At 61.6% G+C, this 18,464-nt stretch carries 21 protein-coding genes; 15 read left to right on the top strand and 6 right to left on the bottom strand.

From position 1 onward, the window contains the following. Positions 1-11: 11 nt before the first annotated feature. Positions 12-908 (top strand): LysR family transcriptional regulator, encoded by an 897-nt coding sequence (locus HU760_RS00605; protein ID WP_186671627.1) that lies wholly within the window; start codon positions 12-14, stop codon positions 906-908. Here HU760_RS00605 and HU760_RS00600 read toward each other — a convergent pair. Further along, positions 905-1,228, bottom strand: a complete 324-nt coding sequence (locus HU760_RS00600; protein ID WP_170027601.1) for an ElaB/YgaM/YqjD family protein — start codon at positions 1,226-1,228, stop codon at positions 905-907. The genes HU760_RS00605 and HU760_RS00600 overlap by 4 nt on opposite strands. Before the next feature lie 150 nt (positions 1,229-1,378). Between HU760_RS00600 and HU760_RS00595 the strand changes: the two genes are divergently transcribed. Together HU760_RS00595 and HU760_RS00590 are read left to right on the top strand one after the other, a co-directional pair. Beyond that, positions 1,379-1,594 carry a dodecin gene (locus HU760_RS00595; RefSeq protein ID WP_170027603.1) on the top strand — a complete coding sequence of 72 codons (216 nt, stop codon included), beginning with the start codon at positions 1,379-1,381 and terminating at the stop codon, positions 1,592-1,594. Positions 1,595-1,695: 101 nt separating this feature from the next. Next, the gene (locus tag HU760_RS00590; RefSeq protein WP_186671625.1) at positions 1,696-1,917 is read left to right on the top strand and encodes a DUF1161 domain-containing protein; all 222 of its coding nucleotides are present in this window, start codon (positions 1,696-1,698) and stop codon (positions 1,915-1,917) included. 110 nt (positions 1,918-2,027) lie between these two features. Here HU760_RS00590 and HU760_RS00585 read toward each other — a convergent pair whose 3' ends face one another. Beyond that, positions 2,028-3,032 (bottom strand): LLM class flavin-dependent oxidoreductase, encoded by a 1,005-nt coding sequence (locus HU760_RS00585; RefSeq protein WP_186671623.1) that lies wholly within the window; start codon positions 3,030-3,032, stop codon positions 2,028-2,030. Positions 3,033-3,183: 151 nt separating this feature from the next. Here HU760_RS00585 and HU760_RS00580 point away from each other — a divergent pair, with 151 nt between their 5' ends. Then, on the top strand, positions 3,184-3,609 hold the full coding sequence (locus HU760_RS00580) for an OsmC family protein (RefSeq protein WP_170027610.1): 426 nt from the start codon (positions 3,184-3,186) through the stop codon (positions 3,607-3,609). 74 nt (positions 3,610-3,683) lie between these two features. Beyond that, positions 3,684-3,917 carry a DUF1161 domain-containing protein gene (locus HU760_RS00575; protein WP_186671621.1) on the top strand — a complete coding sequence of 78 codons (234 nt, stop codon included), beginning with the start codon at positions 3,684-3,686 and terminating at the stop codon, positions 3,915-3,917. Between the two features lie 33 nt (positions 3,918-3,950). Here the strand turns inward: HU760_RS00575 and HU760_RS00570 are convergent, their stop codons facing one another. Together HU760_RS00570 and HU760_RS00565 are read right to left on the bottom strand one after the other, a co-directional pair. Next, complete coding sequence (locus HU760_RS00570) at positions 3,951-4,364, bottom strand: PA0061/PA0062 family lipoprotein (protein ID WP_170027614.1); 414 nt, start codon at positions 4,362-4,364, stop codon at positions 3,951-3,953. A gap of 55 nt (positions 4,365-4,419) precedes the next feature. Then, positions 4,420-4,833, bottom strand: a complete 414-nt coding sequence (locus HU760_RS00565; RefSeq protein WP_186671620.1) for a PA0061/PA0062 family lipoprotein — start codon at positions 4,831-4,833, stop codon at positions 4,420-4,422. Positions 4,834-4,899: 66 nt separating this feature from the next. Here HU760_RS00565 and HU760_RS00560 point away from each other — a divergent pair, with 66 nt between their 5' ends. After that, a complete protein-coding gene (locus HU760_RS00560; protein ID WP_186671618.1) occupies positions 4,900-5,991 on the top strand; it encodes an aminopeptidase in 1,092 nt (363 codons plus the stop codon). A gap of 71 nt (positions 5,992-6,062) precedes the next feature. Here the strand turns inward: HU760_RS00560 and HU760_RS00555 are convergent, their stop codons facing one another. After that, complete coding sequence (locus HU760_RS00555) at positions 6,063-6,713, bottom strand: HAD family hydrolase (RefSeq protein ID WP_186671616.1); 651 nt, start codon at positions 6,711-6,713, stop codon at positions 6,063-6,065. Positions 6,714-6,773: 60 nt separating this feature from the next. Further along, a complete protein-coding gene (locus HU760_RS00550) occupies positions 6,774-7,322 on the bottom strand; it encodes a gamma carbonic anhydrase family protein (protein WP_186671614.1) in 549 nt (182 codons plus the stop codon). A gap of 102 nt (positions 7,323-7,424) precedes the next feature. Here HU760_RS00550 and prlC point away from each other — a divergent pair, with 102 nt between their 5' ends. The 9 genes from prlC (at position 7,425) to HU760_RS00505 (ending at position 18,458) form a co-directional block, all read left to right on the top strand. Then, entirely contained in the window at positions 7,425-9,476 is a 2,052-nt protein-coding gene (prlC, locus tag HU760_RS00545; RefSeq protein WP_367615762.1) for an oligopeptidase A, read from the top strand. Continuing rightward, on the top strand, positions 9,473-9,754 hold the full coding sequence (locus tag HU760_RS00540; protein WP_186671610.1) for a YheV family putative zinc ribbon protein: 282 nt from the start codon (positions 9,473-9,475) through the stop codon (positions 9,752-9,754). The genes prlC and HU760_RS00540 overlap by 4 nt, the downstream gene beginning before the upstream one ends. 124 nt (positions 9,755-9,878) lie before the next feature. Then, positions 9,879-11,873, top strand: coding sequence for a M3 family metallopeptidase (locus HU760_RS00535; protein WP_186671608.1), 1,995 nt, complete (start codon positions 9,879-9,881; stop codon positions 11,871-11,873). A gap of 77 nt (positions 11,874-11,950) precedes the next feature. Next, a complete protein-coding gene (locus HU760_RS00530) occupies positions 11,951-13,009 on the top strand; it encodes a PA0069 family radical SAM protein (RefSeq protein WP_186671607.1) in 1,059 nt (352 codons plus the stop codon). 451 nt (positions 13,010-13,460) lie between these two features. Beyond that, entirely contained in the window at positions 13,461-14,417 is a 957-nt protein-coding gene (trbB, locus tag HU760_RS00525) for a P-type conjugative transfer ATPase TrbB (RefSeq protein WP_367615761.1), read from the top strand. Between the two features lie 14 nt (positions 14,418-14,431). Continuing rightward, positions 14,432-14,827 carry a conjugal transfer system pilin TrbC gene (gene trbC, locus HU760_RS00520; protein ID WP_186671605.1) on the top strand — a complete coding sequence of 132 codons (396 nt, stop codon included), beginning with the start codon at positions 14,432-14,434 and terminating at the stop codon, positions 14,825-14,827. 3 nt (positions 14,828-14,830) lie between these two features. After that, positions 14,831-15,142 carry a conjugal transfer protein TrbD gene (locus tag HU760_RS00515; RefSeq protein WP_186671603.1) on the top strand — a complete coding sequence of 104 codons (312 nt, stop codon included), beginning with the start codon at positions 14,831-14,833 and terminating at the stop codon, positions 15,140-15,142. Then, complete coding sequence (locus tag HU760_RS00510; protein WP_186671601.1) at positions 15,139-17,697, top strand: VirB4 family type IV secretion/conjugal transfer ATPase; 2,559 nt, start codon at positions 15,139-15,141, stop codon at positions 17,695-17,697. The genes HU760_RS00515 and HU760_RS00510 overlap by 4 nt, the downstream gene beginning before the upstream one ends. Next, the gene (locus HU760_RS00505; RefSeq protein ID WP_186671599.1) at positions 17,694-18,458 is read left to right on the top strand and encodes a conjugal transfer protein TrbF; all 765 of its coding nucleotides are present in this window, start codon (positions 17,694-17,696) and stop codon (positions 18,456-18,458) included. The genes HU760_RS00510 and HU760_RS00505 overlap by 4 nt, the downstream gene beginning before the upstream one ends. The last annotated feature ends 6 nt before the right edge of the window (positions 18,459-18,464 follow it).

Raw genomic sequence — 18,464 nt, 5'->3', positions numbered from 1 at the left:
TCACAGGTAAAATGGCCCACGACCTCCCTCCCCTCAACGCCCTGCGTGCTTTCGAAGCTACCGCCCGGCTGAACAGCGTCAGCCAGGCTGCTGAAGCGCTGCATGTCACCCACGGTGCCGTAAGCCGGCAGATCAAGGTACTTGAAGAGCATCTGGGCATAGCGTTGTTCGTCAAGGACGGCCGTGGCATCAAACTCACAGATGCCGGGGTGCGCCTGCGTGATGCCAGCGGCGAAGCGTTCGACCGGCTGCGCAGCGTTTGTGCCGAACTCAGCCGAGACGTGCGTGAGGCGCCGTTTGTCCTGGGTTGCTCGGGCAGCCTGTTGGCGCGCTGGTTCATACCACGGCTGGGGCGGCTGAAGGCCGATTTGCCCGAGCTACGCCTGCACCTGTCGGCAGGCGAAGGCGACCTCGACCCGCGCCGGCCGGGGCTGGATGCGCTGTTGGTTTATGCCGAACCGCCATGGCCTGCGGACATGCAGGTGCATGTGCTGGCCGAGGAACGCATCGGGCCAGTACTCAGCCCGCATTTCGCCGGTTTCGAGCGCTTGCAGGGTGCACCTGCCAACGCCTTGCTTGACGAGGCCTTGCTGCACACCACCTCGCGCCCGCAGGCCTGGCCGACCTGGGCGGCGGAACAGGGACTGGACCCGACGGCATTGCAGTATGGGCAGGCCTTCGAGCACTTGTACTACCTGCTGGAAGCTGCTGTGGCGGGCCTGGGCGTAGCGATTGCGCCGCAGCCGCTGGTCGCCGATGACCTGCGGGCGGGACGTTTGCGTGCGCCTTGGGGCTTTTCCCCTACTTCGGCAGTGCTGGCGTTATGGGTGCCCCGGCGCGCCGCAGACGGGCGCGCCGAGCAGCTGGCGCGATGGCTACGCGCCGAGCTGGCCGGTCAAGGCGCTTAGTTGCGTTTGCACAGCAGGTAAGCCGCCAGCAGGCCCAGTGCACCGATGGCAACACCTGCCGTGGTGTAAGGGTGCTGCTGCGCGTAGTCACGGGTAGCGATGCCGGTCTGGCGGGTGCGCTGCTTCATTTCCTCGTAGGCGTCGCTCAGCAGGCTACGAGAATGGCGAAGGGCGCTCTCGGCGCTGCTGCGGATGGCCTTGACCGACTTCTGGGATTCTTCCGAAGCGTCATGTTTGAGGCTCTCCAGGCTCTTCAGCAGGCTTTCGATCTCGGCTTCCATGCTTTCCAGGGATGCTTTTCGCAGCGAATTGCGGGGCATGTTGACTCTCCTTCGCGTTGTGGGCTGTAGAGGTTGCGACTGCCAAGCGAAGCGAAAGTGCGATCGAACTTTCCACATTCGTGCCGGCTCGCAGATAAACCTTGCCTGCGCTGCTAGGCTCAATCACACCGTCATCCAAGGAGAGTGCTCATGACCGATCATCACACTTACAAGAAGATCGAGCTGGTAGGTTCTTCGACCACCAGCATCGAAGAGGCGATCAACAACGCACTGGCCGAAGCCGGCAAGAGCATCAAGCACCTTGAGTGGTTCGAGGTGGTCGACACCCGTGGCCATATCCGCGACAACAAGGCGGCACACTTCCAGGTCACGCTGAAGGTCGGCTTCCGTATTGCCAACAGCTGAAATGTTACCGGACTGGATGAGCCCGGCAGGATGGGATATTTAAGAAGCGGGCGCCTTGGCAGGCGCCCTTTCTGATTTCATCTGCACAAGGAAAGCGATCGATGAACAAACTGATTCTGGCGCTGGGCCTGATGAGCTTGGCTGGTGGGGCGCTGGCAGCGGGCAAGCCCTGCGACGAGCTGAAGGCGGAGATTGCAGCCAAGCTGGATGCCAAAGGTGTTCAGGGCTACACCCTGGAGGTCGTGAAGAAGGGCGAGCCGGCGGGCAAAGTGATTGGTAGTTGTGAGGCCGGCACCAAGGAGATCGTGTACCGCCGCGGCTGATGGGTTGGTTTCTTCGCCGACCAGACAGGCTTGAACGTGGCGCGGTCCGTGTAGGAGCGGCACAAGGCCGTTTCTGCAGCTGACCGCGCCGGGTTTGCCGGCGCAGGAGGTCACTCGGTCCTGAGGGCCTGCGCCAGCAGCTCGTAGGACCGCACCCGGTCGGCGTGCTCATACAGATCACAGGTAAACATCAGCTCATCCGCCCCCGTCTGCTCCAGCAGCACCTCCACCTTGGCGCGCACTTTCTGCGGGCTACCAATCATTGCCAGGCCGAGGAAGCTGCCCACCGCATCGCGCTCATGGGGCAACCACAGGCCATCCATGCTTGCCACCGGCGGCTTCTGCATCAGGCTCTGCCCGCGTATCAGCGCCAGGATACGCTGGTACACCGAAGTGGCCAGGTATTCAGCCTTCTCATCGGTTTCAGCCACGACCATGGGGATACCCAGCATCACGTACGGCTTGTCCAGCGTGGTCGAGGGCTTGAAGTGGTTGCGGTACACGCGGATCGCCTCGTGCATGTAGCGCGGCGCGAAGTGCGAGGCGAAGGCATAGGGCATACCGCGCATGCCGGCCAGCTGGGCACTGAACAGGCTGGAGCCAAGCAGCCACATCGGCACATTGGTGTCGTGCCCCGGCACTGCAATCACTTTCTGGTCATCGGTACGCGGGCCGAGGTAGCGCGACAACTCCTCGACGTCATCCGGGAAATCGTCCGGACCGCCGGCACGGTCGCGGCGCAGGGCGTAGGCGGTCATCTGATCGGAGCCCGGTGCACGGCCCAGGCCCAGGTCGATGCGCCCTGGATACAGGCTGGCCAGGGTGCCGAATTGTTCGGCGATCACCAGCGGTGCATGGTTGGGCAGCATGACTCCGCCAGAGCCCACGCGAATGCTCGAAGTACCACCGGCCAGGTAGCCGATCAGCACCGCAGTGGCGGAACTGGCGATGCCGTCCATGTTGTGGTGCTCGGCCACCCAGAAGCGGTGGTAGCCAAAGCGTTCGACGTGTTGCGCCAGGTCCAGCGAGTTGCGTAGCGACTGGGCCGGGCCGGCGTCGGCGCGCACGGGCACCAGATCGAGGGTGGATATTTTCAGGTCACTCAGCTGGGTCATGGAGCCTCCGCGAGAATGGTTGGCCAGAGGCCTTTTTGACTCTGTATGGGCGCATTCGTTGGATTCAATGCCTGTGGTCAGATTGCGCTGAACTTGCCAGGCGCGACAGGCCTCTGAACCGGTAGGTATGAACCAGTGACCAGGAGGTAGCATGAAAAAGACAGCATCGGCGATCTGGCAAGGTGGCCTGAAGGACGGCAAAGGCCTGCTTTCCACGGAAAGCGGCGCGCTCAAGCAGAACCCCTACGGCTTCAATACCCGCTTCGAAGGCTCGCCCGGCACCAATCCGGAAGAGCTGATCGGTGCGGCACATGCCGGCTGCTTCTCGATGGCGCTGTCGATGATGCTGGGCGAAGCGGGGCTGACCGCCGAGCGGATCGACACGGCGGCCGAGGTGACACTCGACAAGCAGCCTGATGGCTTTGCCATTACTGCCGTGCACCTGGTGCTGCGAGCCAAGGTCCCCGGAGCAAGCGAGGCGCAGTTCCTGGACATCGCCAACAAGGCCAAGGCAGGCTGCCCGGTATCCAAGGTATTGAACGCCCGGATCAGCCTGGATGCGGCGCTGGTGGGTTGACGCGGTGCAATGAGGGCGGTTTGCTGTAGTCTAGACAGCGTCGGCAGCATGCTGCCCCTTTCAGGAGCCGTTTCATGATTCGCGTAGCAATCACCGTGTTGGCTTCCCTGGTCGCCACCTCTGCGTTGGCGGCAGTGAAACCGTGCGAGGAGCTCAAAGCCGAGATCGAGGCGAAGATACAGGCTCAGGGGGTTGCCTCGTACACCCTGGAGATCGTGCCCAACAGCGAGGTGAAGGACCCGAACATGGTCGTCGGGACCTGTGATGGCGGCAGCAAAAAGATCATCTACCAGAAGAATGACCAGTAGGTACGTCCTCCGGGGCCGTGCAGCAGCCGGTGATCACGGAATGCAGAACACTTCGCTAGGTTCGTTGACCACTACCTTGCGGTTGCCGTCATACAGCAGCACTTGCGGCTCCATCACGGGTGCGCGTGCCTCCAGGCGATAGCGTTCCCCGGCCTTGAAGTTGTCGAAGCGCACGGTCAGGTAGCAGGTTCGGTCCCTGGGGTCGGTGGTGATGCCACCGGAGTAGATTTCGTAATCGAAACGCACGACCAGTTCGTGCTTGCCCGGCGTCACCTGGAAGTAACGGCCATCATCCAGACGTTTTCCGTCGAGGCGGTCGGCCATGATCACCCTGCCTGGGGTGGTGGTGTAGAGATCGACCCAGGCCTGCTTGGGGTCGACGGGCGGCAAGGGGCTGGCGCAGGCCCCCAGTGTACTGAGGGCGATCAGCATCATGGGCTGGCGCATGGCAAGACTCCCGCTTGCGAATTACACGTTACAAGCATAGCGCCATTCGTGCGTGTCAGCTGTGCTGACAGCCAGCGGGCAGGCCCTGGCCGACCAGCTTTTGCTGATGGTCGTAGAGCTTGATCCAGGGGCGGAAACCGATACTGCCAGCCTGCAGCTGGTAGCGCTGGCCGGCGCTGAAGTCCTTGAAGGTCAGCTTGACCTGGCAGTCGCGCCACAGCGGCTCGTCGACCGGGCCGATATTGCTGGGGGTAACCGGGAACTGGTAGCGCACGGTCAGCTCATGGCTGCCGGGCGGCACTTCGAAATAACGGCTATCGGCCCAGTCTCGTTCATCGACCTGCAGCGCATGCAGCGAGGTGTTGTCATAGGGGGTGAGGTCGATCCAGGCCTGGTTCGGGTCCGGGGCCGGCAGGGTCGAGCAGGCGGATATCAGCAACAGTGAGGCGGCGACCAACAGTGCGCGCATGGCGAAACTCCCCCTTGGCGAGATAGTCTTGAAGTGAAACGGCCTAGAGCGAGTCTGACCTACCGGATGCTTCGATTTTTTCTTGTTCAGCGCTCGGGCCTTGGGGCACTCGACCGCTTTTTCACCCGTTTGGTTCCCCCGCTTGCCGCGCTTCTGCTGAACGGTTGTGCCAGTACGGCCTATTACGGGCAGTTGGCCGAAGGCCAGTGGCAACTGCTGCGTGCCCGTCAAGCGGTGGAGCGAGTAGTGGCCGACCCTGCTACCTCGCCACAATTGCGTGAGCGCCTGACGCATGCCGAGCAGGCACGCGCGTTTGCCAGCCAGCAGCTGAAGCTGCCGGACAACCGCAGCTACCGGGTCTACGTGGAACTTGGCCGACCCTTTGTGGTGTGGAATGTTTTCGCCACCCCCGAGCTGTCGTTGCAGCCGGTCACGCACTGCTTCCCGATCGCAGGCTGCGTGGCGTATCGCGGTTATTACCAGCTCGGTGCAGCGCGTGGAGCAGCGGCGTTGATGCGGCAGGACGGCATGGACGTGTACGTGAGCGGCGTGGAAGCTTATTCGACCCTGGGCTGGTTCGATGACCCGATCCTGTCGTCGATGGTTGGCTGGGGCGATGAGCGCCTGGCCACGTTGATCTTCCATGAACTGGCCCACCAGCGCTTCTATGTGCAGGACGACACCGAGTTCAACGAGTCATTCGCCTCCTTCGTCGAGCAGGAAGGCACGCGGCAATGGCGCGTGGCGCGTGGGCTTGCAGCGGTTGACCGGGCTCACGGGCCGCAGCGTGACCAGTTCATTCGGCTCGTGCTGGCCAGCCGCGAGCGGTTGCAGGCCATTTATGCCGGGCCGTTGGATGATGCGCACAAGCGGGTAGCCAAGCAGGCGGAGTTCGAACGGCTGAGGTGGGAATATCGGCTGTTGCGTGATGGCCAGTGGGGCGGCGACAAGCGTTACGACGCCTGGATGTATGGGCCGATGAACAATGCCAAGCTGTTGCCGTTCGGGCTGTATGACCAGTGGGTGCCAGCGTTCACGGCGCTGTTCCGCGAGGAGGGTGGGGACTGGGCGCGGTTTTATGAGCGGGTGGAACAGTTGGGACGACTGCCGATCGAGGAGCGAAAAAAGGCGTTGCAGCGGTTGATGGTTAACCGGTGAGACCCAGGAGGCCGCGTTGCGGCCTCATCGCTGGCTTGCCGGCGATGGGCTGCAAAGCCGCCCCATGGCCATCACGCCTTGAGGAATGCCTGATGCATTTCGGCCAAGGTTGCAAAGTGATAGGCCGGCTCCTCCGCCATCAACTCCTCCTGGCTGCCAAACCCATACCCCACTGCTACTGCGTGCAAGCCGTTGCTGCGCGCACCGATAAGGTCATGCTTGCGGTCACCGATCATCAGCGTCTGCGCCGGGTCCAGCCCCTCTTCGTCCAGCAGATGGCGGATCAGCTCGACCTTGTTGGTGCGTGTGCCATCCAGTTCACTGCCATAGATCACCTTGAAATGGTGGTCGAAGGCGAAGTGACGGGCGATTTCACGGGCAAACTCCCAGGGCTTGGAGGTGGCGATATACAGTGTGCGGCCTTGACCATTCAGGGCTGCGAGCAGCTCTGGAACGCCTTCGAATACCAGGTTTTCGTACAGGCCGGTGATGCGGAAGCGTTCCCGGTAGAAGTTCACCGCCTCCCAGGCCTTGGCTTCGTCGAAGCCATAGAACTGCATGAACGCCTGCAGCAAGGGGGGGCCGATGAAGTGCTCGAGGCGGGTCAGGTCCGGCTCGTCGATGCCCAGCTTGGCCAGGGCGTACTGGATCGAGCGGGTGATGCCCTGGCGCGGGTCGGTCAGGGTGCCGTCGAGGTCGAAGAGGATGTTCTGCTGGTGCATTTACATAGGTTCCACTTGAGTGTTGCGTGGCCTTCTTCGCGGGCTCGCCCGCGAATGCGGTCATTCAGATTGATCGTAGCCTTCGGCCAGGTGCTGGTCCTTGAGCTTCACATAGTTTCCGGCGCTGTAGGAAAAGAATGCACGCTCCTGGTCGTTCAGCAGCCGGGCCTGTTTCACCGGGCTGCCCATGTACAGGTAGCCACTGACCAGGCGCTTGCCCGGCGGCACCAGGCTGCCGGCGCCAATGATCACTTCGTCCTCGACGATGGCACCGTCCATGATGGTGCTGCCCATACCGACCAGGATGCGGTTGCCCAAGGTGCAGCCATGCAACATGACCTTGTGGCCGATGGTCACCTCGTCGCCGATGATCAGCGGGAAGCCGTCAGGGTTATACGTGCTGGCGTGGGTGATGTGCAGGACACTGCCGTCCTGCACACTGGTGCGTGCGCCGATGCGGATACGGTGCATGTCGCCGCGCACCACGGTCAGCGGCCACACCGAGCTGTCCTCGCCGATCTCGACGTCGCCCAGCACTATTGCCGAACGGTCGACGAAAGCCCGTGGTCCAACTTTCGGAGTGTGTTGCTGGAAGCTTCGGATGGCCATGATAGCGTCTCTCATCTGTGCCGATAGGCAGGCTGCCTGCTGCGGTCGGCGTCGATTGTAATTAAGATGGGGCAGTGTTTCTTCTGCCAAGGTATCCAAACCGTGAGTGCGAACAACCCGCTTCTGCAGTCCTACGATCTGCCGCCCTTCTCGCAAATCCGTGCCGAACACGTGTTGCCGGCGATCGAAGCGATCCTGGCCGACAACCGGAAAGCCATTGGCGAGATCCTCGAAAAGCAGGGCAAGAACCCCACCTGGGCTGGCCTGGTGCTGGCCATGGACGAATTGAATGATCGCCTGGGCGCCGCCTGGAGCCCGGTCAGCCACCTCAATGCGGTGTGCAACAGCCCCGAGCTGCGTGAGGCCTATGAGTCGTGCCTGCCGGCGCTGAGCGCCTACTCGACCGAACTTGGGCAGAACCGAGCGCTGTTCGAAGCCTACCAGGCGCTGATCGACAGCCCGGAGGCTGCCGGCTTCGACGTGGCGCAAAAGACTATCCTCGAGCATGCCCTGCGTGACTTCCGCCTGTCGGGTATCGATCTGCCGGCGGACAAGCAGCAGCGTTACGCCGAAGTGCAGAGCAAGCTCAGCGAGCTGGGCAGCCGCTTCTCCAACCAGTTGCTCGACGCCACCCAAGCCTGGACCAAGCACGTTACCGACGAAGCCGCACTGGCTGGCCTGACCGATTCGGCCAAGGCGCAGATGGCTGCCGCGGCCCAGGCCAAGGGGCTCGACGGCTGGCTGATCACTCTGGAGTTCCCCAGCTACTACGCGGTGATGACCTACGCCAACGATCGTGCCCTGCGCGAAGAGCTGTATGCCGCCTACTGCACCCGAGCCTCGGACCAGGGCCCGAATGCCGGTCAGTTCGACAACGGCCCGGTGATGCAGGAAATCCTCGCCCTGCGCCAGGAGCTGGCCGAGCTGCTGGGTTACAGGAACTACGCCGAACTGAGCCTGGCCACCAAGATGGCCGAGTCCAGTGACCAGGTGCTGAGCTTCCTGCGCGACCTGGCCAAGCGTTCCAAGCCGTTCGCCGCCCAGGACCTGGCGCAGCTCAAGGCTTATGCCGCCGAGCAGGGCTGCCCCGAGCTGGCCAGCTGGGACGCCGGTTACTTCGGCGAAAAACTGCGTGAACAGCGCTACAGCGTGTCCCAGGAGGCCCTGCGGGCCTACTTCCCGATCGACAAGGTGCTGAGTGGCCTGTTCAGCATCGTTCAGCGCCTGTACGGCATCGAAATTGCCGAACTCAAAGGCTTCGACAGCTGGCACCCGGACGTGCGCCTGTTCGAGATCAAGGAAAACGGCCAGCACGTCGGCCGCTTCTTCTTCGACCTGTACGCTCGCGCCAACAAGCGTGGCGGTGCCTGGATGGACGGCGCCCGTGACCGTCGCCGCACCGCTGACGGCCAGCTGCAGAGTCCGGTGGCCAACCTGGTCTGCAACTTTACTCCGGCTGCGCCCGGGAAACCGGCCCTGCTGACCCATGATGAAGTGACCACGCTGTTCCACGAGTTTGGTCACGGCCTGCACCACTTGTTGACCCGCATCGAGCATGCCGGTGTTTCCGGTATCAACGGCGTGGCCTGGGACGCTGTCGAGCTGCCCAGCCAGTTCATGGAAAACTGGTGCTGGGAACCTGAAGGCCTGGCGCTCATCTCCGGCCACTTTGAAACCGGCGCGCCTCTGCCCCAGGACCTGCTGGACAAGATGTTGGCGGCGAAGAACTTCCAGTCGGGCATGATGATGGTGCGCCAGCTGGAGTTCTCGCTGTTCGACTTCGAACTGCACGCCAGCCATGGCGATGGCCGCAGTGTGCTACAGGTGCTCGAAAGCGTGCGCGACGAGGTGTCGGTCATGCGCCCGCCAGCGTACAACCGCTTCCCCAACAGCTTTGCGCACATCTTCGCCGGCGGCTACGCAGCCGGCTACTACAGCTACAAGTGGGCGGAAGTGCTGTCGGCCGATGCCTTCTCGCGCTTTGAGGAAGAGGGTGTGCTGAATGCCGAGACCGGCCGCGCCTTCCGCGAGGCGATTCTGGCGCGTGGTGGTTCGCGCGAGCCTATGGTGCTGTTTGTCGACTTCCGTGGCCGAGAACCATCCATCGATGCCTTGCTGCGCCACAGTGGCCTGAGCGAGGACGCTGCAGCATGAGCGAGGTAGCCGTGAACAAGACCAAGAAGCGCTTCATTGCCGGGGCGGTGTGCCCGGCATGCAGCGAGACCGACAAGCTGATGATGTGGAACGAAGACGGCGTACCGCACCGCGAGTGCGTAGCCTGCGGTTTTACCGACACCCTCAACGAGCAGGGCCTGTCGGTGCCGAAGGAACTCGGCACGCGGGTCAACCAGCTGGCCCCGAAAGCGGCGCCAGCCAAGGTCCAGACCGTGCAGTTCTTCCCCAACCCGAAGCTGAAGAAGCCGGCTGAATGAAGCCGGCGTGCCGCCCGGGCGCCATGCCCGGGCCGGCATGCCCGGGTGGTAGATAGTCAGGCCTTCTGCTGCGTAGCAACCATGCAAGCTCCCCTGCTCCCCACTACGAGCAAGGTGTTGCGTCATGGATAACCCGCTTCTGCAAAGCAGCCACGTCCCCGTCGATTACTCGGCTATCACCCTGGAAAACATGGGCGCTGCTTTCGCGCATGTGCTGTTGGCACATGAGCGAGGCATCGACAGCATCATCCGCGACCAGCAGGCCATGCCAACCTGGGATGACATGGTGTTGGCGGTGGATGGCCTGGATGCCCAGCTGCTGTCAGTGCTGTACGCCGCTTCACCGCTGGTTGGCCGTGATGATGACTGGGCCAGTGCCATTATCGAGTTCTATGGCCGGGTAACGGCACGCTTCGACCAGAAGTTCGCCAACTCTGCGCTGCAGGCGCTGTATGAGCGCCTGGCCAACAGCGATATCGGCAAGCAGCTGGATGCCCGCAAACGCGCGACCTTGCGCTGGCATCTGGACAAGTTCACAGCAAGTGGAGCGATGCTCGACGCTGCCGCGAAAGCGCGCCTTGCAGAACTGCAGTTGCATATTGGTACCGCACGCGAGGCTTTCCGCGCCAATATCAACCGGCCAGGTCTGAGCATCACCGATGAAACCGAGCTGAGCGGCATCCCGCAGCGGGTGCGCGATGAGTGGGCCGACCGCGCGCGGGAAGCAGGGGCATCAGGCTGGTTGATCGCTTGCGAAAGCGTGGCTACTGATGACGCGCTCAGGTATGCCGGGAACCGCCAGTTACGTGAGCGTGTGTATCGCGCTTACCATTCTCGCGGGGTGAGTGACGAGCCTGGGCAGGACAATCGTTCGCACCTGCTGCAGTTGGCGACGTGGCTTGACGAAAAGGCGCGCTTGCTTGGCTTTGCCAACCATCTGGAGCAGAGCCTGATGGTGAAGAGTGCAGGCGCGGCGGCGCAGGTGCGGGGCTTTCTTCACAACCTGGCCGAGCATGTCCGCCCTGCCATGTTGCAATGGCGTGCGGAGATCGAGCGTCAGGCGGCGGCCAAAGGGCTGGTGCCGCTGCAACCCTGGGACATCGCCTACCTTCAGGCATCGCCGTCCGCTGTTCTCTCCACCGAAGGCTTGCGTGAATACTTCCCGCTGAACGCTGTCGTCACCGCATTGCGACAGCTGGCGCAGCAGCTGTTGGGGGTGGTGTTGCAGCCAAGGCCGCTGGCCACCTGGAATGACAGCGTGCAGCCGTTCGAAGTGTGGCAGGACAACGCCTTCATCGGTTTCCTCTACCTGGATGCCGTACAGCATGCTGGCAAGCAGCCTGACTCGGTGTTCACCACCTATATACGCAACCGCCGGGTCGATGCCGAAGGGGTCTACCAGGCTGCCTCGGTGGTAGTCTTCAGTGACGTGCCGCAAGCGCTGCCCGGTAGCCAGCCGTTGCTCGACCACCTGTCGCTTCGCAAGCTGTTCCATGAGTTTGGCCACGCCCTGCACCACTTGCTGGTGCGCACGACCAACCATGTAATGTCCAACGTTACCGAACTTGGTACCGATGGTGTGGAACTGGTCGGCAAGTTGTTCGAGCGCTGGGTCTGGGATGCGGATTACCTGGTGGCGATCTCGTCGCACCAGGTGGATGGCAGCCCGCTTGACCGTGCGCGGGTCGACGAGTGTCTGGATCACTTGCGCCAGCAAGGCGTGGAAGAGATTGCACGTGATCTGAGCCTGGCGCTGTTCGACCTGGACCTGCATGCCACGCCGAACGATGGCAGGACGCTCGAACAACGCCTGAAGGAGGCCCGCGAGCGTTGTGGTTACTGGCCTCTGACGGACTTCGAGCGACCGGCGCATGCCTTCGACCACTTGGTGAATGGCTACGACGCAGGTTTTTACGCTTACCTGTGGTCGGATGTACACGCCTTCGACCTGTTTACCCGCTTTGAAGCGGCAGGGCTGCTGGACCGGGCGACTGGCCGTGAATTGCAGGAGGCGCTGTTTGCGCCAGGGGCATCGCGACCTTTGCGTGAAGGCATCGAGACATTCCTTGGCCGGGAGGCCAGCCATACGCCTTACCTGCGCTGGCATGGTTTGGCGTGAGGGTACGCTGACCAGAGGTGCTGGAAAGATCCTGGTGCACCCATTACTGTATATAAATACAGCATTGAGGTGAGTCCATGAATCATCCAGCACCGCCAAAGGGCCGTGGTACGGCGCACAATCCGCACAACCGCTTCGCCCCGAGCCACTCCGTGGCGGAGGATGACGGCTGGTACCAGGAAGTGCCGCAAACCCAGGGCACCGAGGTGCGGGTCGAGGTGGCCAAGTCGGTGATCAGCCGCAATACCTCTCCCGACCTGCCCTTCGACCGCTCCATCAATCCTTACCGCGGTTGCGAGCATGGCTGCATCTACTGCTACGCCCGCCCTTCACATGCTTACTGGGACCTTTCCCCCGGCCTGGATTTCGAGACCAGGCTGATCGCCAAGACCAACGCTGCCGAGGTGCTGGCGCAACAACTGAGCAAGCCGGGGTATGTCTGCGCACCGATCAACCTGGGCTCCAATACCGATCCATACCAGCCAATCGAGCGGGAACAGATGTTGACCCGTCGCCTGCTCGAAGTGCTGCTGCGCTTTCGCCACCCGGTGACCATCGTCACCAAGGGCGCCCTGATCTTGCGCGACCTCGACCTGCTGGGCGAAATGGCCAGCCAGCGCCTGGCACGGGTGATGATCAGCCTGACAACCCTGGACGACGGCCTCAAGCGGGTGCTCGAGCCTCGTGCGGCCTCGCCCAAGGCAAGGTTGCGCGCCATTCGCGTATTGCGCGATGCCGGCGTGCCGGTGGGCGTGCTGTGTTCACCGATGATCCCGATGATCAACGACAGTGAACTGGAGCACCTGCTCGAGGCGGCCCGGGATGCCGGTGCACAGAGCGCGGCCTACATGATGCTGCGGCTGCCGCTGGAGGTAGCGCCGTTGTTCGAGCAATGGCTGCAGGACCACTACCCGCAGCGGGCCGCCCATGTGCTCAGCCTGATTCGCCAGAGCTGTGGCGGTGAACTTTACGACAGCCGCTTCGGCTCACGAATGCGCGGTGAAGGGGTGTTTGCCGAGTTGCTGGCGCAACGCTTCGCCAAGGCCATGCGCAAGCTGAATTTCGAGGGAAAAGAGGTGCAAACACTCGACTGTACGGAGTTCTCTCCCCCAGGAAGCCAATTGGCGCTGCTCTGATAGTTACTGGCCTTGAATAAGCTGCGTGTAGTCAATCTGCCATTACTGAATGAAGTGAAGAATATGACCCCGCTTACGTAGGAATGCGTCGCAGTCGAGTGTGAGCTGCATCACGGTTTACGACTTCAAAGTGATGGCATTTATGTGTCAGAAGGATGCGTGTTGATGATGAAAGCCTGATCTAGAGCGGTTCAAGTAAGTTTTAATATGCCCGAATAGTGGCACTTTAGTGCCATTATTGTAGGAAAAAGCTTACACGGAAGTAAGAGATTTACTATTTCGTTAACATTTGTTGCTCGGGTAATCTCCGCGCCCTTACAAGGTGCCTCGCTCACAGTCGGCAAAATTCTTGCCAGTTCAATGTGCGCCGATTTTGATGATTTGCAGGCGCAGGGAGCCTGGATGTCCTTCTCTTGAATGGGGAAGGCATCATTTTCATGGACGATTAAGTGTGGAAACTGCAGAAACTGCCAGCCTGAAAGATCGCGCCAGGAAAAAGCTGGAGCGCGATGCCGGGCCGCTCATCATCGATGCGCTGAACGACCCGCAAACCGTCGAACTCATGTGCAATGGCGACGGCAAGCTCTGGCTCGAGCAGTTGGGCCAGCCGATGAAGCACATTGGCGACCTGCGCCCGGCGCAGGCCGAGTCGATCATCAAGACCGTGGCCGGCTTCCATGGCAAGGAAGTGACGCGCAACAAGCCGCTTCTCGAAGGTGAATGGCCGCTTGACGGCTCGCGCTTCGCAGGCCAGCTCCCGCCGGTAGTGCGCGCGGCCACTTTCGCTATCCGCAAGAAGGCAGTGGCCATCTATACCCTGGACCAGTACGTCGAATCGTCGATCATGACGCCTGTCCAGTGCGATGCCATCAAACGCGCCATCCGCGAGCACCGCAACATCCTGGTAATCGGTGGTACCGGTACTGGCAAGACCACCCTGGTCAACGCAGTTATCAACGAAATGGTCGTCGAGTTTCCCGCCGAGCGCGTGTTCATCATCGAGGACACCGGCGAGATTCAATGCGCGGCCAAGAATTTCGTGCAGTACCACACCACCGTGGACGTGAGCATGACCCACCTGCTCAAAACCTCCCTGCGCATGCGCCCCGATCGCATCCTGGTCGGTGAAGTACGTGGCGAGGAGGCTCTCGACCTGATTGATGCCTGGAACACCGGCCACCCCGGTGGCGCAGCTACGTTGCACGCCAACAGCGCCAGCGAGGGGCTGACGCGTCTGAAGTCCCTGGTTTCCCGCAACAAATCGGCCCCGGCCGAGATCGAGCCGCTGATTGGCGAAGCGGTTCACGTCGTCATTTCAATCGCCAGAACACCTGAAGGCCGTCGCATCCAGGAGATCCTCGAGGTTTCCGGATATGAGAACGGCCGTTACCTCATGCGCAACCTTTAAGGAAAATATCGCACATGCAAGCCAACATCTCGCTGTTCCGTTTCAATGCTCAAACGTTTGGCTATCTGGCCCTCGGCTTCTTCATGCTGGCCGTTATGGTGGCTCCGGATAACGCCTTCGCGGCGTCCAGCACTGGCGGTTCGCTGCCCTATGAAAGCTGGCTGACCTCGCTGCGTCAATCGGTTACCGGCCCTGTGGCTTTCGCCTTGTCGATCATCGGCATCGTGGTTGCGGGTGGCGTTCTGATCTTTGGTGGTGACCTCAATGGCTTCTTCCGTACGCTGATCTTCCTGGTGCTGGTAATGGCACTTATCGTTGGCGCCAACAACATCATGACCAGCTTCTTCGGTACCAGTGCCGAACTGGCGCAGCTGCTGCCGCAGCATGGCTTGGCGCAAGGTCAGGTCTGAACCATGGCCCTGCGCACGATTCCCATCCGGCGGGCCGGAAACCGGGACAACCTGTTCATGGGCGGGGATCGCGAGTTGGTGATGTTTTCCGGGTTGCTCGCCTTCGCGCTGATTTTCAGTGCCCAGGAAGTGCGGGCGACCGTGGTCGGCCTGGTGCTGTGGTTCGGTGCCTTGTTCGTGCTCCGCGTCATGGCCAAGTCCGATCCGAAAATGCGCCATGTCTACCTGCGCCATCGCCGTTACAAGTCCTATTACCCGGCGCGTAGCACGCCGTTCAGGGACAATCCTCCAAGTCAGGGAAGTCAATACAAATGATCGAAGGTATTGCGTATGCCATCGCTGCCCTCGGTGTGTTGCTGGTACTGCTGCTGGTTCAGCGCCTGCTGCAGGTGGATGCCGAACTCAAGCTGAAGAAGCATCGTTCGAAAGATGCCGGCCTTGCCGACTTGCTGAATCATGCGGCGATGGTCGACGACGGCGTTATCGTGGGCAAGAACGGCGCCTTCATGGCCGCCTGGCTGTATCGCGGTGATGACAACGCCAGCAGCACCGAAGCGCAGCGCGAACTGGTTTCGCTACGCATCAACCAGGCCTTGGCTGGCCTGGGTAACGGCTGGATGATCCACGTCGATGCAGTGCGCCGTCCGGCGTCGAACTATTCCGCGAAGGGTGTTTCGCACTTCGGTGACAGCCTGACTGCAGCCATGGATGAAGAGCGCCGAGCATACTTCGAATCGCTGGGGACCATGTACGAAGGCTATTTCGTGCTGACCCTCACCTATTTCCCGCCGATGCTCGCCCAACAGAAATTCGTTGAGCTGATGTTTGACGACGACACCGCGCCGCCAGACGCCAAGGTTCGTACACGTAACCTGATCGAGCAATTCAAGCGTGACTGTCTCAGCGTCGAAGGCAGCCTTTCCTCGGTGCTCAAGCTGACGCGCCTGAAAGGCAACCGCATGGTTACCGAGGAAGGTGCCGAGATCACCCATGACGACCTGCTCAGCTGGGTGCAGTTCTGTGTCACTGGCATAAGCCAGCCGGTCCTGTTGCCAAGCAACCCGATGTACCTCGATGCTGTCATCGGTGGCAAGGAGCTCTGGGGTGGCGTGGTACCGAAGATTGGTCGCAACTTCGTTCAGGTGGTAGCCATCGAGGGCTTCCCGCTGGAGTCCGCCCCCGGAATTCTAGCGGCGCTGGCTGAACTGCCTTGCGAATATCGCTGGTCCAGCCGCTTCATTTTCATGGACACCCATGAGGCGGTCCAGCACCTGGAGAAGTACCGTAAGAAGTGGAAGCAAAAAGTCCGCGGCTTCTTCGACCAGGTGTTCAATACCAACAATGGCAACATCGACCAGGATGCGTTGGCCATGGTGCAGGACGCCGCTGACGCGATCGCCGAAGTCAATAGCGGCCTGGTTGCGCAGGGGTATTACACCAGTGTGGTGGTACTCATGAACGAGGACCGTAGCGAGCTGGAAGAAACTGCCCGTAAGGTCGAGAAAGCCATTGAGCGCATGGGCTTTGCCGCCCGCATCGAATCGATCAACACGCTTGACGCCTACCTTGGCAGCCTGCCTGGTCACGGTGTGGAAAACGTGCGCCGGCCGCTGATCAACACCCTGAACCTGGCCGACCTGCTGCCTACCAGCAGCATCTGGACCGGTAGCGCCGATGCGCCCTGCCCGCTCTATCCACCATTGTCGCCCGCGCTGATGCACTGCGTGACCAGCGGTGCCACGCCGTTCCGTCTTAACCTGCACGTGCGCGACCTGGGCCATACCTTCATGTTCGGCCCGACCGGCGCTGGCAAGTCGACGCACCTGGCACTGATCGCGGCCCAGCTGCGTCGCTACCAAGGTATGTCGATCTTCGCCTTCGACAAGGGCATGTCCATGTACCCGCTGGCGGCTGGTATCCGTGCTGAAAGCGGAGGTCAGTCCGGCCGCCACTTCACTGTGGCGGCGGACGACGAGCGCCTGGCCTTCTGCCCGTTGCAATTTCTGGAAACCAAGGGTGACCGCGCCTGGGCGATGGAGTGGCTGGACACGGTGCTTGCGCTCAATGGCCTGGAAACCACCGCCGCGCAGCGCAACGAGATCGGCCATGCGGTGATGACCATGTACCGCGACGGCTCCCGCACCCTGTCCGAATTCTGCATCATCGTGCAAGACGAGGCCGTGCGTGAAACCCTGCGCCAATACACGGTCGACGGCACCATGGGTCACTTGCTCGATGCCGAGGAAGACGGCCTGGCGCTGTCCGATTTCACCGTGTTCGAAATTGAGGAACTGATGAACCTGGGCGACAAGTACGCCTTGCCGGTGCTGCTGTACCTGTTCCGCCGTATTGAATGCGCACTCAAGGGCCAGCCCGCGGTAATCATCCTTGACGAAGCCTGGCTGATGCTCGGCCACCCGGCCTTCCGCGAGAAAATCCGCGAGTGGCTCAAGGTATTGCGTAAGGCCAACTGCCTGGTACTGATGGCCACCCAGAGCCTGTCGGACGCGGCCAACTCGGGGATCCTCGATGTCATCGTCGAGTCGACCGCCACCAAGATCTTCCTGCCCAACGTCTATGCGCGCGACGAGGACACCGCTGCCCTCTATCGGCGCATGGGGCTGAATGCCCGGCAGATCGAAATCCTCGCCACGGCGATTCCCAAGCGCCAGTACTACTACGTGTCGGAGAACGGTCGACGTCTCTACGACCTGGCCCTGGGCCCGCTGGCGCTGGCTTTCGTCGGCTCCTCGGACAAAGAGTCGGTGGCCGCCATCAAGCGCCTGGAAGCCAAGTACGGTGATGGCTGGGTGGCTGAGTGGCTGGCAGCCAGGGGCCTCAGATTGAACGACTATGGAGTGGCCGCATGAGCCTCGCTGAAAGCATCAAGGGGATGGTCAAGAAACGCCCCGCAAAAGCTTCCGCCACGAACGGTGAAAGCAATACGTCCGGCCCCAAGGGCGCCGTGCTGGACAACCCGTACCTGACCGCCCGTCGTACCTGGAACGACCATGTTGGCAGCGTGGTGACCTCGCGTCAGTCCTGGCAAGTGGTAGGCATCCTTTCGATGATGGTCGCCCTCGCCGGTGTCGGCGGCATCATCCATATCGGTAGCCAGTCCAAGTTCGTGCCTTACGTCGTGGAAGTCGACAAGCTCGGCCAACCGATGGCAGTCGCACCGGCCCAGGTGGCCCAGCCGGTCGACCTGCGGGTGGTGAAGTCGCAGGTGGCCTTGTTTATTGCGGATGCCCGTACCGTTACCCCGGATGTTGCGCTGCTGCGCAAGTCGATCTTCCGCCTGTATGCCTTGCTGGCGCCTAACGACGCGGCGACGCAGAAGATGAACGAGTGGCTCAATGGCACCAAGGAATCAAGCCCGTTCCTGCGCGCTGCCGAGGAAACCGTCAGCGTGGATATCCGCTCGGTCATGCAGCAGACCCCGGAAACCTGGCAGGTCGATTGGGAAGAAGTCACTCGTGACCGCCAGGGCCTGATCAAGAGCAAGGCCAATTGGCGTGCCCTGGTGACCACCTACACCGCCGAACCCACTACCCAGACCAGCGAAGAGCAAATACGGATGAACCCGATCGGGACGTACGTGCGCGACTTCTCCTGGTCCAAGCAACTCTGAAGGACC

It is taken from the genome of Pseudomonas oryzicola (genome assembly GCF_014269185.2).
GTDB classification, from domain to species: domain Bacteria; phylum Pseudomonadota; class Gammaproteobacteria; order Pseudomonadales; family Pseudomonadaceae; genus Aquipseudomonas; species Aquipseudomonas oryzicola.
Note: the sequence above shows the minus strand (reverse complement) of the source record. Positions and strands in the feature narration are given on the sequence as shown.

What these genes read in the sequence shown, in the direction of transcription:
- HU760_RS00570 (WP_170027614.1), bottom strand. Translation starts at nt 4,364, where the DNA reads ATGCGCCAGCCCATGATGCTGATCGCCCTCAGTACACTGGGGGCCTGC.
- HU760_RS00585 (WP_186671623.1), bottom strand. Translation starts at nt 3,032, where the DNA reads ATGACCCAGCTGAGTGACCTGAAAATATCCACCCTCGATCTGGTGCCC.
- HU760_RS00515 (WP_186671603.1), top strand. Translation starts at nt 14,831, where the DNA reads ATGGCCCTGCGCACGATTCCCATCCGGCGGGCCGGAAACCGGGACAAC.
- HU760_RS00510 (WP_186671601.1), top strand. Translation starts at nt 15,139, where the DNA reads ATGATCGAAGGTATTGCGTATGCCATCGCTGCCCTCGGTGTGTTGCTG.
- HU760_RS00565 (WP_186671620.1), bottom strand. Translation starts at nt 4,833, where the DNA reads ATGCGCGCACTGTTGGTCGCCGCCTCACTGTTGCTGATATCCGCCTGC.
- HU760_RS00560 (WP_186671618.1), top strand. Translation starts at nt 4,900, where the DNA reads ATGCTTCGATTTTTTCTTGTTCAGCGCTCGGGCCTTGGGGCACTCGAC.
- HU760_RS00590 (WP_186671625.1), top strand. Translation starts at nt 1,696, where the DNA reads ATGAACAAACTGATTCTGGCGCTGGGCCTGATGAGCTTGGCTGGTGGG.
- HU760_RS00580 (WP_170027610.1), top strand. Translation starts at nt 3,184, where the DNA reads ATGAAAAAGACAGCATCGGCGATCTGGCAAGGTGGCCTGAAGGACGGC.
- HU760_RS00530 (WP_186671607.1), top strand. Translation starts at nt 11,951, where the DNA reads ATGAATCATCCAGCACCGCCAAAGGGCCGTGGTACGGCGCACAATCCG.
- HU760_RS00600 (WP_170027601.1), bottom strand. Translation starts at nt 1,228, where the DNA reads ATGCCCCGCAATTCGCTGCGAAAAGCATCCCTGGAAAGCATGGAAGCC.
- HU760_RS00505 (WP_186671599.1), top strand. Translation starts at nt 17,694, where the DNA reads ATGAGCCTCGCTGAAAGCATCAAGGGGATGGTCAAGAAACGCCCCGCA.
- trbC (WP_186671605.1), top strand. Translation starts at nt 14,432, where the DNA reads ATGCAAGCCAACATCTCGCTGTTCCGTTTCAATGCTCAAACGTTTGGC.
- HU760_RS00550 (WP_186671614.1), bottom strand. Translation starts at nt 7,322, where the DNA reads ATGGCCATCCGAAGCTTCCAGCAACACACTCCGAAAGTTGGACCACGG.
- HU760_RS00575 (WP_186671621.1), top strand. Translation starts at nt 3,684, where the DNA reads ATGATTCGCGTAGCAATCACCGTGTTGGCTTCCCTGGTCGCCACCTCT.
- HU760_RS00595 (WP_170027603.1), top strand. Translation starts at nt 1,379, where the DNA reads ATGACCGATCATCACACTTACAAGAAGATCGAGCTGGTAGGTTCTTCG.
- HU760_RS00605 (WP_186671627.1), top strand. Translation starts at nt 12, where the DNA reads ATGGCCCACGACCTCCCTCCCCTCAACGCCCTGCGTGCTTTCGAAGCT.
- HU760_RS00555 (WP_186671616.1), bottom strand. Translation starts at nt 6,713, where the DNA reads ATGCACCAGCAGAACATCCTCTTCGACCTCGACGGCACCCTGACCGAC.
- HU760_RS00535 (WP_186671608.1), top strand. Translation starts at nt 9,879, where the DNA reads ATGGATAACCCGCTTCTGCAAAGCAGCCACGTCCCCGTCGATTACTCG.
- HU760_RS00540 (WP_186671610.1), top strand. Translation starts at nt 9,473, where the DNA reads ATGAGCGAGGTAGCCGTGAACAAGACCAAGAAGCGCTTCATTGCCGGG.